At 68.2% G+C, this 18,531-nt stretch carries 9 protein-coding genes; 8 read left to right on the forward strand and 1 reads right to left on the reverse strand.

Going from position 1 to position 18,531, the window contains the following annotated elements; all coding sequences use genetic code 11:
- Positions 1 to 67: 67 nt before the first annotated feature.
- Positions 68 to 7,675, reverse strand: coding sequence for a DNRLRE domain-containing protein (locus tag ACIBLA_RS03815; RefSeq protein ID WP_363242916.1), 7,608 nt, complete (start codon positions 7,673 to 7,675; stop codon positions 68 to 70).
- 1,342 nt (positions 7,676 to 9,017) lie between these two features.
- Here ACIBLA_RS03815 and ACIBLA_RS03820 point away from each other — a divergent pair.
- The 8 genes from ACIBLA_RS03820 (at position 9,018) to ACIBLA_RS03855 (ending at position 18,518) form a co-directional block, all read left to right on the forward strand.
- The gene (locus tag ACIBLA_RS03820) at positions 9,018 to 9,536 is read left to right on the forward strand and encodes a hypothetical protein (RefSeq protein ID WP_363242829.1); all 519 of its coding nucleotides are present in this window, start codon (positions 9,018 to 9,020) and stop codon (positions 9,534 to 9,536) included.
- A gap of 89 nt (positions 9,537 to 9,625) precedes the next feature.
- A complete protein-coding gene (locus ACIBLA_RS03825) occupies positions 9,626 to 10,057 on the forward strand; it encodes a hypothetical protein (protein ID WP_363242828.1) in 432 nt (143 codons plus the stop codon).
- 1,041 nt (positions 10,058 to 11,098) lie between these two features.
- Positions 11,099 to 12,910: a gamma-glutamyltransferase gene (locus ACIBLA_RS03830; RefSeq protein WP_363242827.1), complete on the forward strand. Its 1,812-nt coding sequence runs from the start codon at positions 11,099 to 11,101 to the stop codon at positions 12,908 to 12,910.
- Between the two features lie 134 nt (positions 12,911 to 13,044).
- Entirely contained in the window at positions 13,045 to 13,911 is an 867-nt protein-coding gene (locus ACIBLA_RS03835) for an inositol monophosphatase family protein (RefSeq protein WP_363242826.1), read from the forward strand.
- Positions 13,912 to 14,008: 97 nt separating this feature from the next.
- Positions 14,009 to 15,427: an NAD(P)/FAD-dependent oxidoreductase gene (locus ACIBLA_RS03840; RefSeq protein ID WP_363242825.1), complete on the forward strand. Its 1,419-nt coding sequence runs from the start codon at positions 14,009 to 14,011 to the stop codon at positions 15,425 to 15,427.
- Between the two features lie 175 nt (positions 15,428 to 15,602).
- The gene (locus ACIBLA_RS03845) at positions 15,603 to 16,424 is read left to right on the forward strand and encodes an alpha/beta hydrolase (protein WP_363242824.1); all 822 of its coding nucleotides are present in this window, start codon (positions 15,603 to 15,605) and stop codon (positions 16,422 to 16,424) included.
- Between the two features lie 83 nt (positions 16,425 to 16,507).
- On the forward strand, positions 16,508 to 17,992 hold the full coding sequence (locus tag ACIBLA_RS03850) for an AlkA N-terminal domain-containing protein (RefSeq protein WP_363242823.1): 1,485 nt from the start codon (positions 16,508 to 16,510) through the stop codon (positions 17,990 to 17,992).
- A 13-nt stretch (positions 17,993 to 18,005) separates the two neighbouring features.
- The gene (locus tag ACIBLA_RS03855) at positions 18,006 to 18,518 is read left to right on the forward strand and encodes a methylated-DNA--[protein]-cysteine S-methyltransferase (RefSeq protein WP_363242822.1); all 513 of its coding nucleotides are present in this window, start codon (positions 18,006 to 18,008) and stop codon (positions 18,516 to 18,518) included.
- The last annotated feature ends 13 nt before the right edge of the window (positions 18,519 to 18,531 follow it).

Genomic DNA, 18,531 nt, shown 5'->3' on the forward strand with positions numbered 1-18,531 from the left:
TTCCATACCTGGGTGGGTCCGTTCCCGGTTGCCCGGGAACGGACCCACCCACGTGCTCATGACTGGATCAGCCGAGGGTCTTCCATCGGCCGTCGCGCCGTATCCAGTTGAGGAATACCGCGCTCTCACTGGCGCCCGTGCTCGTGCTGTAGGAAAGACTTACGGCGTAAGGGCGCGCCGCCCCTTCCCGGTACAGCGGAGTGACGTTGTAGTATACCGTCTCCTTGGCATTCACATGCGCAGCGACGTCCTTCTCGAATCGATGATACATATTCGCGGAATTGGTTGGGTTCTGGGCACAAGTAAAGAGATTCTCTTCGATCGTCCCGTCGCCACCCAGCTTGTTTCCGATCAAGTGGCAGCGCGACACGTTGTAGCCGTCGCTGCGCGCATCGTCGTAACCGGATATTGACAGCCTGGCTGCGGGACTCCCCTTACCGAGGGGGTTGTTGAGGCACGCTTGTGCACCTTGAGCTTTTCCGTCCCTGAGTGGGTCGTACGTAATATAGCTTCCCGCTCTGCCGGAAACGCAGTCCCCTCTTTCGGGAAAGCGCTTGGGCATCTGGTTCTTGGCTTCTTCCAGCAGGAGGGATTCCGCTATGCGATGACCATCGATCTTCTTGGGAGTGAAGAGAGGGTCCACTCCGGTAAGCAGCTCGACGGCTGTACTCGCTATCCCTATCGGGGTGCGCGTTGCCGTTGCCTTGAAGAGACTCTTCGCAGCGCCCCAGATGTCCACCCCGAAGAGGTGGCCGTCCAGCTCGATATTGGTGGTCGGGTTTCCACCACCGAACGCGTATCGGTTCCCGGTCATCGGGTCGGCGCCGAGTTCCATGTCGGCGAGGGCCCCGTTGTACATGTCCCGGGTGGTGAAGCGGTTGAGGCCCGGGGCGTAGTCGCGGAAGCCCATGTCGTAAGTACCGGACTGGGCATCCCACCTCTTGGCGTTGAACCGGTAGGGGTTGTAGGTCTCCTTGGTGGGGTCGTTCACGGCGGGCTTGTCGATGCCGGTGAACTCGGACTCGTCGTCCGTACCATAGGGGCTGTAGCCGTAGGTGGCCTTCGTGTCGCCGTCCTTGCCTGTCAGCGTCTCGACATCGGTGTGGTCGTTGTATCCGTAGTAGGCGTCCTCACTCGTACCGTCCGTATTGACCTTCACCTGCGAGAGACGCTCACCCCACGGGCTGTACTGGTAGGACTTGGTGAGTTTGCCGGCCTCTTCCTCTCCCAGAACCTCATCGGAGAGGCCCAGGTAGCGGAAGTCGGTGGTCTTTCCGTTCACCGTTCTGGTGGCCGTGCGATCCAGCGGATCGAAGGTGTACGTCGTCGTCTTCATCGCTCCCGCGTTGTCCGCCCTGCTGGACTGGACGACGTGGTCGAACCCGTCGTACACGCTGCGTTCGACGACCTTGCCAGCTGCGGTTGCGGATTCCTGCCGGCCGAACGGATCGTAGTTGTACTGGGAGGACTGGCCCCCGGCGGAGGCACTGAGCAGCCGGTTGCGGTCGTAGGTGTAGGACGTCGTAACGCCGCCGGAGGTCTGGCTGACGACGTTGGCGTTGTCGTCGTGGACGTAGACCTGCGTCGCCGCACCGTTGCCCGTCTTCACTGACTTAGCGAGTCGGTCCGCCGGATCGTAGGTGTGATCGGTGGTGGAGCTGAGATACGCCGAGTGATCATCGGCGTTCATCTTCTTCGCCACATCCCGCGCCTTGTTTCCGTTGGCGTCGTAGGCGTAGGAGTGCGACGAGACCAGAGTGCCGTTGGCCTTCGTCTCCGACTGGTCCTTCACTGATCCGTCGAGGAAGTAGGTGTATTCGACCGTATTGCTGTTGGCCTTCGTCTCCTTGAGCTTCTGACCACGGTCGGTGTAGGTGTACGAACTGACCTTCGGCGAGGCGTCCGTGGGCGACTTGCCCACCGAGACGGTCTTGACGAGGTTCCTCAGGTCGTAGGTGTACGTGGAGTACTGATCGGGATGGGTGACGGTCTCCGGCTGGCCGTTGCTGTCATAGGTGAAGGACGTGGTCTTCTTCTCCTGGCCCGCGAGGGCCTCGGTCACCTTCGCCACCTGGCTCAGTCCGGTGTAGCTGACCGTGTACGCATCAATCGTGGCACCGGACGAAGTGTCGTCGATCGACGTCATGTTGCCGTTGACGTCGTAGGCGTACGCGAAGGACTTTTTCTCCGTGTCGCTGTCGGCCGAATGATCACGGACGAGCTTGACTCCATCGGCGACGACCGCGCCGCCGCTGTTCTGGAACAACTGGAGCTTCGCCGCGTTTCCCTGGGTGAAGCTGTACGAGCCGAGGGCCACCCACTTTCCGGTGTCTGTGTTCTGGTCGACCGTCTTGTCCGTCGTGCCACCGGAGTGGGTGACGGTGTACTTGGCGGCGGTCGCGGCCCCGGTGACCTTCGGGAACTTGGCGTATGCGGTGTAACTGCCGTCCCGGGGAATGTTCAGGGTCCAGGCGAAGGCATCGGTGCCGGCGCCGGAGGCGCGGACCTGATGGTCGTAGCCCTGCTGACCGGTGAGGCTGCCCTTGGTCCATGTCCCGGTCGCGGACGTGTTCTGCGTGTCGGAGTTGTCGACCAGAACGACCGAACTGCCGACCGGTACTCCGTCATCGGTCTTCGACTTCTGCTTTCCGTCCGGGTAGTACGACCACGCCTGCGTACGCACCGCGGAACCGTCGGCGGAGGAGACGGAGCGGGCTGTCTGATTGCCCAGCTCGTTGTAGTCGTAGGTGGTGACGATGGACCACGGATCGGTCGAGGACCTCGTCCAGCCGTTGTCGAAGTAGCTGAACACCGTGTCGTTGCGGACCGTCTGGCCCTCCGAAGGCGGCAGCGAGGTCTTCGCCACGCGGCCCGTTTCGTCGTACAGCGTCTCGCTGTACACCCGCTTGTTGTACCGGGCATCCGCCGGGTCGTAGGGCAGGTACTCCCTCGACGGGCGGTTCAGTGCGTCGAACGTGGTCTCGGAGGTGAAGTCGTCGGCCGCGGCGGTGTCGGCACCGCGCGGTGAGATCTCCTTGGTGGTGTTGCCGACCTGGTCGTACTCGTACTTGGTCGTTCGGTAGGTGACCGGGGACGAGCCCTCGTGCGGGACTTTGACCTCCTTCTGCTTACCCCGCTCGTCGTATGAGATCAGCGTGGTGTTGTTCTCGGCGTCGGTGGTGGAGACCAGGAGAGAGTCCTTGTCGTAGGACTTCCGGGTGATGTTCCCGGCTCCGTCCGTGACTGCCGTTGCGCGGTGATTGAGGTCGAACTGAGTCTTGGACGAGTAGTCGGAGGTGTCGGCTGTCGCGTTCTTCCCCGGGTCGACGACCACGGTGTTGTTGCCGGCGTTGTCGTATTCGTAGGAGATCTTGTCGCCCTCCGCGCTCACGACCTCGACGACCTGATTGAGCTCGTCGTACGCGTTGGTCGTGGTGTACGAACCCGCCGCGGCACCGACGACATTGCCGTTGGGCTCTGTGGTCGTCCTGAGGTTGCCGGCCTTGTCGTACGTGTAGGTCGTCCTCCGGGACTCCTGGGCGGAATTGTCCTTCGGGGCAGTAGCGGTAACGATCTGATCCGCATCGTCGTACATCGCCGTGGAGACCGCGCCGTTCGGTGATGTTGACGTCGTGAGGTTGTCGTTCGCGTCGTAGACCGGTGCGGGAGTGGTGATCAGGACACCGGCGTTCTGATCCTTCGGCATGGTCTTGACCAGCGGACGGCCGAAGGTGTCGTACGTTTGAGTCGTCCTCTTGCCCAGGGCATCGGTGACCTGTGTGACCTCACCGCGTTCGTCGTAGACGAAGGATGTCGCCCGGCCGAGTGCATCAGTGATCGTCGCCGGGTATCCGGTGGGACCGAATTCCGAGTTGCTGGTCGGGTTGCCGTTTGCGTCTGTCGTCCTGGTCAGTTGGCCGTGGCCGTTGTATTCGTGGGTCGTCGTGTAGTCGCCGACAGTCGCGGTGGCTACGCCCTTGGGGTCAGTGACCGTCTTCAGGTTGCCGAACTCGTCGTACGCGAACTGCCACTTGCGGCCCTCGGGGGTAGTCTTGGTGGCCAGGTCCGCGGAGAAGCCGTCGAGCCGCGTCTGGTATGTGTACTGCTGCGAGTTGGCCGGGAAAGCGGCAGGAGCGCACTCGGACTGGGCCGGTATGCCGTCCTTGTTGTTCTCTGCGTCGCGCTGCCACAGTGGGTAGCCGGTCTTCTGGTCGTAGCAGAACGCCGTCTTCGCCCCGTTGGCCTCCTCGAGGTACGTGACGTTGTTGTCCGCGTCCCACGCCATCTTGCTGGTCTGGGACTTGGCATTCGTCGTCTGTACCGGGCGGCCGAAGTCGTCGGTCACGTAGTCCGTGGCGTGGTTCTCAGCATCTGTCACCTTGGCGTCGGTGAACTTCGCGTTCGAGGCGTTCACCGCGTACGTGAACCCGGTGGCACCGTTCAGTCGGTCGGTGACGGTTTTCGTCCACCAGTGGTACTTCGGGTCGTCGCCCGCCGACGGCTCGTTGTAGGCCATCGACGTGTTGTTGCCGCGCGGGTCGGTGGCCTTGACGAGCTTGACGTTCTTGTTGCCCTGGGTGGCGTCGTAGGTGAACGTGAAGTCCTTGGGCTGGACGGAGCCGACGCCGTCGGTGATCTGCCCGAGCAGGCCTTTGGTGGTGTAGTAGAACTCGATCTTCCTGCCCGAGGGGTCCGCCCCCGAGATGTCCGTCATGGACTTCACGTGGTCGTAGATCTTGGAGTTGTTGAGGTTGGTGCCGGAGACCTTCGCACCCGAGTCGTTGATGTACTCGTAGGACGCGTCGCCCTTGCCGTAGTACTCGACCGTCAGCGACTGGCGGCCCGCCGGGTCTGTGACGTACTTGAGGAACTTGGTCGGCTTGTTGTTGGACTTGCGCTCCTCGTACGTGAACGTCTGCGTGTTGCCGTTCTTGTCGATCGCGGACGTCATGTAGCCGTCGCAGCCGAACAGGAACCGGGTGCCGTCCGGACGGGTCATCGTCCAGGCGTCAGGGACCGGGTCCTTCGAGGGCTTGCAGTCCAGGCCCGCCTTGGCAGCGAGCTTGTAGTGCACACCCGCCGGCGCCTTCCACACACTGTTCGTGGCGTCCCAGCGGAAGACGTGCGTGGTGCCGTCCCCGTCCGGGAGACGGACCTCCGTCGGGTTCGGGGTGGGATGGAAGTCCAGCGGGGCACCGAGGCGGATCGGGCCCGCGGCCTGCATCGACCAGCCGTGGCCCGCGACCGTGTCGGAGGTGTCCTGCGAGTTGTAAGCGAAACGCGCGAACGTGTTCAGGCCCCGGCCGGGATTCGTGAAGGCGTTGTACGACCAGACGCTGTTGCCCGAGGACAGGTTGTTCATGACCGTCGAGCCGGCACCGGTGTTCTTCCCGGCGTACGAGTAGAACTTTTCCAGGCCCAGTGAGTTGGAGGTCGGGTCCTCGACCGCCACGTTCTGCTTCAGCGACGGGATGCCGCCGGTGCCGGCGGACAGCCAGGTGCCGTCGGAGATCTTGCGTACGTCCCAGCCGAGCACGTACTCGGTGCGCTTGCTGCCCGAGTCGGAGTTGATCGGGGTCTTGACCTGTGCCTGGATTGTTGCGGACTTGCCCGGCAGCAGCGCCGGAATGGCGGTCTTGAGCTGGTTGCCGCCGTTGGTGGCATCCGTGCCGTCGGGCAGCTTCCAGGTGTAGGAGAGTTCCCGCTCACCGGCGGCCCAGGCCGCGCTGGTGGTGTTGGTGACCGTCATGTCCACGGTGTAGGTGGAGTTCGGGGTCATCCGCGCGGGGGTCTGCGGCGCGTAGTACGTGTCCTCGGTGGTCGAGTCGACGTAGATGACGCGCAGCAGCGGGCCGAGCTGGTAGTCGGAGGCCTCCGAGGCCAGGAACAGGGTTCGTTCCTGGGGTCCTGTGGTGGTCTCGTCCTTGAGCTTGACCAGGGCGCCCTTGTTGTTGGCGGGGATGTCGACCCAGGACTGGGTGAGGCTGGTGGCGTCCCACCAGTGGCGGCCGACCTCGTCGGTGATCTGCGGGACGGTGTCGGAGACGGTCGCGGAGAAGTCGCCGCCGGGGGCGGTCCAGGGGGTGCCGGTGGCGGCGTTGTTCCAGGTGGCGGTGGTCTCGGTGAACGCCTTGTTCAGGCCGTGGAGTTCGTAGATCGCGCCGTTGGTGGTGCTGGTGGTCTCAGCGCCCCACATGTAGAGCTTGCTCTCCAGCACGGTGGCGCTGGTGGGGATGTCGGTGGTGGAGAACTTCAGCGCGGTGCGGGTCGTGCCGTACGTACCGGAGTTGTTGCCGGCGCTCAGCCACTTCTGCCCGACACCGAAGGACTGGATGGTGTCCTGGTTGGTGGTGGGCTGCTGGGAGGAGAGCGTGGTGTCCGTGACCCCGGAGGTGCCCTGGACGAGCTTCATGGTGCGGCCGGCCTTGGGGATGCCGACGGTACGGGTCGGGGACCCGAGCACCTCTCCCGTCTTGGTCTTGACGGCGAGCTGGTAGTAGTACGACTTGCCGATCTCCTCTGAGCTGGTGTCGGGGGTCGGTACCGCCGTGGTGTCCGTGTACGTCGTCGCGGCTGCGTCGATCGGGGCGATCAGTGTGGCCGCGGACGGGGTGAACACCTGCTGGGTGGAGCGGTGCAGCTGGTACTCGGCGATGTCGTCGCTCGTGCTGCCGGTGGTGTTGGTGTACTTCGGCCAGGACAGCTCGGGGCCGGTGGAGTGCACCACGGTCGGTGAGTTCAGCGAGGTGCCGACCTTGCCGTAGGTCACCGTCAGGCGCGGGATCGTCGAGGTCTCGCCGCCGTACGTGCTGCCGTCGCCCGCTTCGTAGCGCGGACCGCCGGTCGGCGCGGTGGAGGTCTCGTCGACGGCCTTGATGACGAAGCCGTGGTTCGTGGCGGTGCCGGAGACCCACTTCTGCACCGTGTCGGCGACCCGGAAGTTGTGCCACTGGTTGTACTCGCCGATGTCCTTGCGGATCTGGGCCGGGTTCACCAGTCGGACCGCGTCCGCGGCGGTCCGCTTCGTGGAGTCGCCGGTGTCACCGAGGACGATCTTGCCGGCGTTGCCCTTGGAGAAGTCGAGCTGGCTGGTGCCCAGCTGCTTCCAGGCGGCGGCACCGGTCTGGTTGACCGTGTACGTCGTGGTGCCCTCACCGGAGGTCACCGTGTACGGGGCGGCCGCGGTCGCGTCCGCGAGGCCTGGGGTGCGGACCTCGACGCGGTAGTCGGCCGTGTCCGCGATGCGCGGCTGCCAGGTGTAGGACTCGCCGGTCGCGGTGTTCTTGTTGTACGCGTAGTCGTCGTTGACCGCGGCGCCGCCGGTCGTGGTGCCCTTGGGCCACTCACCGACCGCGGCGGTGCCCGCGTCCCCGTCGTCGAGCTGCACGGTGCTGGCGGACTGCTCGCCGGCCAGCGAGCTGGTGTTTGACCAGGTGGCCGTCGCCTCGTCCCAGGCGCCAGTGGCCCGGCGGACCTCCAGGTCCACGTTGTTGCCGTTGGTGGTGTGGGACTGGTCGAAATACATGCTCAGCTGAGCCGCGTCGACCTTCACCCCCGCCGGGATCTCGGTCAGCGGGAACTTGATCAGCGACCGGGAGATGCCCGTGTCGGTCTTGCCCGCCGACAGCTTCCACGTGGAGTTGAAGTTCACCGACGGCTGATCCGACAGGACCATCACGTCCTGCGACGCCGACGGCGACGGCGCGACGGTGATCGTCGGGTCGATCACCACCGGATACTGCCGCTCCTTGGACGCCAGCCACTTGGCGTCCGGCGTGAGCGTGAGCTTCCAGCTCTTGCCGTCGCGGGAGCGGGTCAGCTTCTGGGTGACGTCGGTGGAGTACGTACCACCGGTCGGCGACAGCTTGTCCTTCTTGGCGTCCGTCATGTACGGCGCCGGGATGACCAGGACCGGGGTGCCCGGGGCCTCGCCGAACAGGGCGATCGACCCGTCCTTGCGCGCTTTGGGGAGCAGCCCGTCGGTGTCCAGGGTGAAGACGTACGAGACGGGCCTGTCCGGAGCCTCGTGCAGGACGATGTTCTCCTTGACCCGGCCGCGGCCCACCTCGTATTCGAGGTCGGCGCCTGCTACCGCGTCCTTGTACGTGACCGTGTCGCCCTTGACCGTCGGACGGAGTTCCTTGGCGCCCCCAAGCCCCAGGCTGACCGTGCCGCCGTCCGGCGCCTCGAAACGCAGCAGCTTCTTCGAATCCGAACCGAACCAGCTGCGGCCGGAGTTGGCGGTGTTGGCGAAGTCGAAGCCCTTGGTCGTGGTGGCACGGACCGTGGTATCGATCTGCTTCCAGGACTTCCCGGCCCTGTACGAGACGGGGACCGCCGCCAGCTCGGCCTCCACCCGGCCGTCCGACATCTCCCAGAAACGGGCCTGCGCGGTGCGCTGGTCGGTCAGCTCCTTGACCCGCTTGGCCTTCGGAAGCTTCTTGCCCTTCTGCAGCTTCTCCCGGCTCGGTATTTCCAGCTGTCCGCCGACCGGCGGCTTGGCCGGTTCTTTTTCTTCGTCGTCGTCCGAAAACCAGCCCTTGACGGTGTCGACAACGCCCTTGCCATCATCCTTTTCGGGCCCTGATGGCGGAGCCGCATAAGCGACCTGCGGCAGCAGCGTTCCCGCCACCGCTGACACCACGAAACAGGAGATATATCTCCTGTATGGAACTTTCACGCCAATGCCCTTTCCCCACTGCGGGCCGAATCCCCGGATGCGGAAGGGGACCGCACACGGAAAAGCGGCACGCCGAATAAGCCCATCGGGGGTTTCCGATGCAGCCTGAATCCGTGCCGCTCCTCTGCACGCGAGCAGGGATCGGACCAGCTCACGAGCGCGGCAGGGGATTATCAATCAGCGAAGTGACGCCACGTCAAGCCCACGGACATTCAGGGCAACACGAACACCCCCCGTCGCTTCGCCCCTTTTGTTTAATTGCTCGCGCGGCGCACCGCGCGTGGTGTATAACCGCCCGGTTGAACTTCTGCCGACTCACCGAAAGCCGGGCACGCTCATGTCATCGAAGGAATCCACGGAAAGCGCAGAAACGGAAACGGCGGAGCCGGAAACCGAGACGACGGCGGGCACGGAAACGGCAGGCGCCGAACCGGCGGACGGGAGCAAGGACAAGGACACGAGCAGCCGCGCAGGCATCGCCATCGCCGCCGCCCTGCTGCTCGCCTGCGGCAGCCTCGTGGGCTACGGCATCCTCAACACCGACGAGAAACCGAAGCCCCGCGCCGTCCCCACCGCCGAGGTGACGTACGAGGTCACAGGTGAGGGCACCATCGAGATCTCCTACCTCGCCCGCAGCGAGTCCGGCTCCGCAACCATCGTCAAGAACGCCGCCCTGCCGTGGAAGAAGACCGTGCGGGTCCCCCTCGGCAAGAACCCGACCGTGGCCATCGTCCTCGACGAAAAGGGTGGCCAGGCCGCCTGCACCCTCGCCGTCCGCGGCGCGCATGTCCAGCGCGCAACCGCCAGCGGAACATACGGCCGCGCCACCTGCAGCGCCCCACTCCCACAGCCCTGAACCACCGCCGCCCATCCGCTACGGCCCGTCCACCCGAGTCCCGGGTTCCGAGTTCAAGGAGCACGCACCTGCGCACCGCGTCACGACAGATGCTGGCCGCCTCGACCGTCCTGAGCGCCCTCGCGCTCACCGCCGGATGCGGCACAGCAGACCCGCAGAACACCCCGGCGGCGGACGCCACCGCCCCAACGAAAGCGGGAGCCGCAGAGGCCGGTGCCGGGACCGGCGGCAAGGAAGCCCCCGCCCCGTCGCCCTCCGCGCCCGCGTCCCCGAGCGGCTCGGCCACCCCCTCCGCCACCGCGGCGGGCGCCGCCACGACGAAGGCCGCACCCGCCGCCGACACCACCGCTGCCGCTCCCGCCGGGGCCGACGACAACGGCGCGGTGCCCTCGAAGCCCGACTTCCGCCCTGAGCCCGCTGAAGGCTGTTCCGCAGCATCGGCCCAGCCGCATGCCCAGTTCCTAACAGAACCGCCGCCCCGCGCAGTTCATGCCGCCCGAATATGGGCCGTCCTTCGATAGCCGAGCCGGATCGAGGCGTGGTTTCCGGGGTGCGTTTTGGCCGCACGTGCGGCCTCTCATAGACAGTCCTTCAGCGTCAGCGTGCGCTGCAGTCATCCATCAAAGCAGGGGAGACTTGTACTTGGCTGGCTACATCGAGGATCGATGGGTCAAGAAGAAGAAGGACCCGATCACCGGAAAGCGAGAGCGCAGTGCTATGGCAAAGGTTAGCGGTATCGAGTAGGGGGATACCCAGAGTCCGTTGGCCGAAGTTGCCTGATGAGCGTCGTGAGGCCTGGCCCGAGGCGACGGCGCGATGAGATCAGTCAGAGGCACCGTATAGCGGTGGTTCTGGGGCTTTGTTGTGGCCTCCGCCAAGGAGAAGTCTTCGGGCTCGGCCTGGAGGACATCGATTACAGGCGCGGAACTCTTGACGTCCGGCGGCAGGTGCAGATTCTCAACGGCCGCAAGTACTTCACGCTTCCGAAGGGCGGGAAGACGCGTTTCGTAGACATGCCGCGTTCCGTGGCAGACGAGCTACTGAAGCACGCGCATGGACCTACCCCGGTAATGAGGTTGATTTGCCGTGGGGTGGCCCGGAACCTGACAAGGAGCGGAAGGAGTTCAGCCTCGTTCTGACGACGAAGTACGGGAACGCGATCGCTGCCAACACATGGAATACAGAGATCTGGAAGCCCGCTCTGGCCAGAGCAGGCGTCATCCTGCCTCAGGCCAAGGGGACGAAGCCGTGGCAGTGGCAAGCCGCGCCGAAGGACGGGTTCCGTGTGTTGAGGCACACATATGCGTCCCTCGTCCTAGAGGCAGGAGAGTCGGTCGTAACCCTCGCCAAGTGGCTGGGGCACTCGTCGCCGACCATCACTCTCGACCACTACGCCCACTTGATGCCGGAGGCGGGGAAGAAGGGGCGCAGAGCGATCGATAGCCTTCTGGGGGAGCGGGAGAAAGAGACCCCTGGCGCAAACTCCGCAGATTCCCCCCAGGACCCATCCCGAGCGCCCACCGGCCTGGCCGATGCGCGGAAACAGCGAGGTGAGAGACCGTATGTTCACCACCCGGCCCACCCTCCAGGGCACCTTCGGCATGGTGTCCACCACCCACTGGCTCGCCTCGCAGTCCGCGATGGCCGTCCTGGAGGACGGCGGAAACGCCTACGACGCCGCCGTGGCCGCCGGGTTCGTCCTGCATGTCGTGGAGCCGCACCTCAACGGTCCGGCCGGTGATCTGCCGGTCGTCCTCGCCCCCGCCGACGGCGAGGTGCGGGTGCTCTGCGGCCAGGGGCCCGCGCCCGCCGGGGCCACGATCGAGCACTACCGCTCCCTCGGCCTCGAACTCGTCCCCGGCACCGGACCGCTCGCCGCGGCCGTGCCCGGCGCCTTCGACGCCTGGATGCTGCTGCTGCGCGACCACGGCACCAAAACCCTCGCGCAGGTGCTGCGGTACGCCGTCGGCTACGCCGAGGACGGTCACGCGCCCGTCGAGCGGGTCGGCGAGACCGTGGAGAGCGTCCGCGAGCTGTTCGAGACCGAGTGGACCTCCTCCGCCGACGTCTACCTCCCCGGCGGCCGGGCCCCGGCGCCCGGCGAGCTGTTCCGCAACCCCGCCCTGGCCGCCACCTGGCGCCGTCTGACAGCCGAGGCCGAAGCGGCCGGCGGCGACGACCGCGTCGCGCAGATCGAGGCCGCGCGCGCCATCTGGCGCACCGGCTTCATCGCCGAGGCGCTGATACGCCAGTCCGAACGCCCCACCCTCGACACCAGCGGCTCCCACCACACGGGCACGCTCACCGCCGCCGACCTGGCCGGCTGGTCCGCGACGTACGAGGCGCCCGCGACGTACGACTGGAACGGCTGGACCCTCTGCAAGGCGGCCGGCTGGAGCCAGGGCCCGGTCTTCCTCCAGCAACTCGCCCTGCTGCCGCCCGCGCCCGAGCTTCCGGCGTACGGCTCCGAGGAATACGTCCACCTCCTTACAGAGGGCTGCAAGCTGGCCATGGCCGACCGCGAGGCCTGGTACGGCGACGCCGAGGACGTACCGCTCGCCACGCTCCTGTCCGAGCCGTACAACACCGCGCGCCGCGCACTGGTCGGCGACAAGGCCTCCTACGAACTGCGCCCCGGCAGCCCCGACGGACGCGTCCCCGTCCTCAGCGCCCACGCCACCGCCGTCGCCTCCGGTGACACCGCCTTCGACGCGCTCGCCGTCCCGGCGGCAGGCGCGGGCGAGCCGACCGTCGCCCGCGACGGCGCGACCCGCGGCGACACCTGCCACCTCGACGTCGTGGACCGCTGGGGCAACATGATCGCCGCGACGCCCAGCGGCGGATGGCTCCAGTCCAACCCGGTCGTGCCCGAACTCGGCTTCCCGCTCGGCACCCGCCTCCAGATGGCCTGGCTGGAGCACGGCCTGCCCAACTCCCTCACACCGGGCCGCAGGCCCCGCACCACACTCACACCCGCCCTGGCCCTGCGCGACGGCACACCCGTCATGGCCTTCGGCACCCCCGGCGGCGACCAGCAGGACCAGTGGCAGCTGCATTTCTTCCTGGCCGTCGCGCTCCGCCCGAACGTACGCGGCGGACTCGACCTCCAGGGCGCGATCGACGCGCCCAACTGGCACAACGACAGCTTCCCCAGCTCCTTCTACCCGCGCGGGATGCGACCGGGCAGCGTCACCGTGGAGCCGTCCATGGACGCGGCCGTCGTGGAAGGGCTGCGCCGCCGGGGCCACGACGTCACCGTCGGCGAACCCTGGTCGGAGGGGCGGCTCTGCGCGGTGGCCAGGGACCCGCGCACGGGCGTCCTGTCGGCCGCGGCGAATCCGCGCGGCATGCAGGGGTACGCGGTGGGTCGCTAGGTCCTGTCCGGGCCCGGCAGAGATCGCCCGGACAGGGCCTGGACGTTCTGCGCGATGGCCGGACGCTCAGCCGCCACCGAGTCGTCATCTCAGCTCCCACCTGCGTTGTCACCCTCCTGTGGTTCTCTTGAGGAATGATCGATGACTTCCTGAACGGTGACCTTTCCGCCGTCGAGGCGGCGGTGCGTGACGCGGCCGCCGCTGAGATTGTGCCGCGCTACCGGCAGCTCGCCGCACACGAGATCGTTGAGAAGTCCGGCCCGCACGACCTGGTGACCAGCGCCGACCGGGGTGCCGAGACCCATCTGACCGCCTCGCTCACGGCGCTGCTGCCCGGCTCGGTGGTGGTGGGCGAGGAGGCGGTCCACGCCGACCCCGCCGTGTACGGGGCGCTGAGCGGCGACGCGCCCGTCTGGATCGTCGACCCCGTCGACGGCACCCGTCAGTTCGTCCGCGGCGAGCCCGGATTCTGCACGCTCGTCGCGCTCGCCCGGCGCGGCGAGCTGCTGGCGTCCTGGACGTACGCGCCCGTGACGGACGAGATGGCCACCGCCGTACGGGGCAGGGGCGCCCTGCTGAACGGTGTCCCGCTGCACTGCGGCACGCCCGTGCCCGGCGCGGTGCTCGAAGTCGCCATGTCGCACCCGGACTTCACGACGCCCGAGGAGAAGCGGGCACTGCTGGGGGTCCAGGACGCCGACGACATCGACGCCCGGCCGTGCGGCTCGGCGGGGCTGGAGTATCTGGCCATCGCGCGCGGCGCTCTCGACGCCATCGCCTTCAGCTGGGAGCTGGCCTGGGACCACGCGGCCGGCCTGCTGCTGGTGACCGAGGCGGGAGGCGCACAGCTGACGCTCAGCGGCGAGCCCTTCCGCGTCACCGGCGGCAACGCGCTGCCCTTCACGGCGGCGCGGGACGCGGAGACCGCGCGGCGGGTGCGGGAGAGCCTGCTGGCGGGCCCGCGGACGGCGTCGGGGGCCGGAGCGGTCTCGGGGAGCTGACGGTCGGCCCAGGCGTATCCGTCGCCCCGCCGACAGGGTGTCAGAGGCCAGGAATATCCTGGTTCCTCTGGCCGTCGGCTGACGAAGGAGTCCGAAGGTGCCGTCGATGCTCGATGCCGTCGTCGTGGGGGCGGGACCCAACGGGCTGACCGCCGCGGTCGAGCTGGCCCGGCGCGGATTCTCCGTCGCCGTGTTCGAGGCCCGCGACACCGTGGGCGGGGGAGCGCGGACCGAGGAACTCACCCTGCCCGGCTTCCGGCACGACCCCTGCTCCGCCGTGCACCCTCTGGGCGTGGGTTCGCCCGCGTTCAACGACATGCCTCTCGCGCGCTTCGGTCTTCAGTGGCTGCACCCCGAGTTGCCGATGGCCCACCCCTGGGACGACGGCACGGCCGCCGTCCTGTCCCGCTCCGTCGCCGAGACCGCCGCCTCCTTCGGGCCGCGCGACGCCGGGGCCTACCGCAGGCTCGTCGCCCCCTTCCTCGGCAAGTGGGACACCTTCGCGCGGGATTTCATGACGCTGCCTCCCAGGGGCCTGCCGCACGACACCCTCACGCTCGCCCGCTTCGGCCTCGCCGGGCTCCCGTCGGCGAATCTGCTGATGAGGCGCTTCCACGACGAGAAGGCCAAGGGGCTGTTCGCCGGGCTCGTCGCCCATGTCATCGCGCCGCTGAGCGGGATCGCGACCGGCGGGGTGGGCCTGATGTTCGCGCTCGCCGCGCACGAGAACGGCTGGCCGCTCCCGCGCGGCGGCTCCCAGTCCATCTCGGACGCCCTCGCCGCGTATCTGCGCGACCTCGGCGGTACGGTCCACACCGGCTTCGAGGTCAAGAGGCTCGACGACCTGCCGCCGGCCCGCGCGTATGTCTTCGACACCTCGCCGACCGCGCTCGCCCGTATCGCGGGCCTCGGCCGGGCGTACGACTCGTACCGGTACGGCCCCAGCGTCTTCAAGATCGACTACGCGCTGGACGGCCCCGTGCCCTGGACGGCGGAGGCCGCGCGCCGGGCCGGCACGGTCCAAGTGGGGCCCACGCGACGGGAGATCAGCACCGCGCTGGACCTGGCGTACGGCGGCAGCGCCCCGGCCACACCGTTCCTGATCACCGCCCAGCCCAGCCTGGTCGACGCGTCGCGCGCCCCCGAGGGCAAGCACGTCTTCTGGGCGTACGGCCATGTCCCGCACGGCTGGGACGGCGATCTGACCGACGCGGTCGAGCGGCAGATCGAGCGCTTCGCACCGGGCTTCCGGGACCGCGTCCTGGCGCGCGCGACCGCGGGTCCGCCGGAGCTCGCTGCCCGTAACGCCAACTACGTGGGCGGGGACATCGCCACCGGCTCCGTCGCCGGGCTGCGGCTGCTGGTGCGGCCCAAGCTCTCGCTGTCGCCGTACAGCACCCAGCACCCGGCGGTCTTCATCTGCTCGTCGGCCACTCCGCCGGGGCCCGGCGTGCACGGCATGTCGGGGCAGAACGCGGCGAAGGCGGTGTGGCGCAAGCTGCGGGCCACGGCCTGACCGCCGGCGTCCTGGACACGGCCGACACCTCCGACCAGGGTGTTCCCCGGCGGCGGGCGGGACCCGGCGATTCCTGAGACGCTGACGGTGTCCGATGTGTACACGTTTGCTACGTCTACGTCTACGTTCGCGTCCACATCTACGCCTACCTCTCGTCTCGTCTGTGAGGACCGCCATGGGAACTCTCACCACCACCGACGGCACCGAGATCTACTACAAGGACTGGGGCACCGGCCGCCCCGTCGTCTTCAGCCACGGCTGGCCCCTGAACGCCGACGCCTGGGACGGCCAGCTCCGTCTCGTCGCGGAGCACGGCTTCCGCGGCATCGCGCACGACCGCAGAGGCCACGGTCGCTCCGGTCAGCCCTGGCAGGGCAACGACATGGACACCTACGCCGACGACCTCGCGCAGCTCCTCGACGTGCTGGACATCCGCGACGCCGTCCTCGTCGGCCACTCTACCGGCGGCGGCGAGGTCGCCCGCTACATCGGCCGCCACGGGACCTCCCGGCTCGCCAAGGCGGTGCTCCTCGGCGCGGTGCCCCCGCTGATGCTGCGGACGGACGCCAACCCCGACGGGCTGCCCATCAAGGCGTTCGACGACATCCGCGCGGGCGTGGCCGCCGACCGCTCGCAGTTCTACGCGGACCTCACCGACCCCTTCTACGGCTTCAACCGCCCCGGCGCCGCCGTGTCGAAGGGCGTGCGCGACGCGTTCTGGCTGTGGAGCATGCAGGTCGGCCTCAAGGCGGCGTACGACTGCGTGAAGCAGTTCTCCGAGACCGACTTCACGCAGGACCTGAAGCGCTTCGACATCCCCACGCTCGTCCTGCACGGCGACGCCGACCAGATCGTGCCCATCGTGGCCGCGGGCCCCAAGTCCGCCGAGCTGATCAAGGACGCGACGCTGAAGGTCTATCCGGGCCGCCCGCACGGTCTTTACGGCGACTACGAGCAGGAGTTCAACGCCGATCTGCTGGCTTTCATCAGCGGCTGAGAGAGACGCGCGCGTGCAGGCAGCGCGAGGTTGATGTCGGATTCTCGCCAGCCCCGCCACCCCACGTGACGGATGCTTGACCCATGCACACCGACACCGAGCGCTGCCTGCGCGCCGTCCGGTCCAAGGACGCGCGATTCGACGGATGGTTCTTCACGGCTGTCCTGACCACCGGAATCTACTGCCGTCCCAGCTGCCCGGTGGTGCCGCCCAAGGCCGAGAACATGGTCTTCCACCCCAGCGCCGCCGCCTGCCAGCAGGCCGGATTCCGCGCCTGCAAGCGCTGTCGGCCCGACACCAGCCCCGGATCGCCCGAGTGGAACGCCCGCGCCGACTCCGTCGCCCGCGCCGTGCGCCTCATCCAGGACGGGATCGTCGACCGCGAGGGCGTCACCGGCCTCGCCGCCCGGCTCGGCTACTCGGAGCGGCAGATCGAACGGCAACTGCTCGCCGAACTCGGCGCCGGCCCGCTCGCACTCGCCCGCGCCCAGCGGGCCCAGACGGCGCGGCTGCTCATCGAGACGACCGCGCTGCCGATGGCACAGGTCGCCTTCGCCGCCGGTTTCTCCTCGATCCGCACCTTCAACGACACCGTCCGCGAGGTGTTCGCGCTCGCCCCCACCGAACTGCGGGCGCGCGGGGCCCGGCGGTCGGACAACGCCGCCCCCGGCCCCCGGACGCCCGGCGTGATCTGCCTGCGGCTGCCCTTCCGCGCACCGCTCAACCCCGACAACCTCTTCGGACATCTGGCGGCGACGGCCGTCCCCGGCGTCGAGGAGTGGCGCGACGGGGCGTACCGTCGCACGCTCTCCCTCCCGTACGGACACGGCATCGTCGCCCTGACGCCGAAGCCCGACCACATCGGCTGCCGGCTCGCGCTGACCGACCCGCGCGACCTCACCGTCGCCATCAGCCGCTGCCGCCGGATGCTCGACCTGGACGCCGACCCGGTCGCCGTGGACGAGCAGCTGCGCACCGACCCGCTGCTCGCGCCGCTGGTCGACAAGGCGCCGGGACGCCGGGTGCCGGGCACCGTGGACGCCGCCGAGTTCGCCGTACGCGCGGTGCTCGGCCAGCAGGTCTCGACCGCCGCCGCCCGCACGCACGCCGCCCGGCTCGTCACCGCGTACGGCACCCCCGTGGACGATCCCGAGGGCGGACTCACCCATCTCTTCCCCACGCCCGACGCGCTGGCCGGGCTGGACCCCGAATCGCTCGCGCTGCCGCGCAGCCGCCGCACCACGCTCACGACCCTGGTCGCGGCACTGGCCGACGGCTCGCTGCCGCTCGGCACGGACAGCGACTGGGACGAGGCCAGGGCCGGGCTCGGGGAGCTGCCCGGTTTCGGCCCGTGGACCGTCGAGGCGATCGCGATGCGCGCACTCGGCGACCCGGACGCCTTCCTGCCGACCGACCTCGGTGTGCGCCGTGCCGCGCAGTCGCTCGGCCTGCCGTCGACACCCGCCGCGCTCACGGCGCGCGCCGCCGCGTGGCGGCCCTGGCGCGCGTACGCCGTGCAGTACCTCTGGGCCACCGACGACCACCCCATCAACGTCCTTCCCGCATAAAGGAGTTCACCGCATGACCAGCACATCGCACACCGTGGTCGACAGCCCGTACGGGCCGCTGACCCTCGTCGCCACCGACGGCGTGCTGAGCGCCCTCTACATGACCGGGCAGCGGCACCGCCCGCCGCAGGAGACCTTCGGCAAGGTGGACGACCCCGAAGCCCGCCCGTTCGGCGCCGTGATCGCCCAGCTCGACGAGTACTTCGCGGGCGGGCGCACCGAGTTCGACCTGCCGCTGCGGCTGCACGGCACCCCGTTCCAGCGAAGCGTCTGGGAGCAGCTGCTGAAGATCCCCTATGGTGAGACCCGCTCGTACGGTCAACTGGCCGACGCGCTCGGCAAGTCGGGGGCGTCACGCGCGGTCGGACTGGCCAACGGCAAGAACCCGGTGGGCATCATCGTGCCCTGCCACCGGGTGATCGGATCGACGGGCAGCCTCACCGGATACGGCGGCGGTCTGGACCGCAAGCAGCGCCTGCTGGCCTTCGAGGGCGCGGGCAGGACGCCTGCGGGCACGCTGTTCTGACGCCCCCTCAGCG

Source organism: Streptomyces sp. NPDC050433, from assembly GCF_044458565.1.
Taxonomy (GTDB): domain Bacteria; phylum Actinomycetota; class Actinomycetes; order Streptomycetales; family Streptomycetaceae; genus Streptomyces.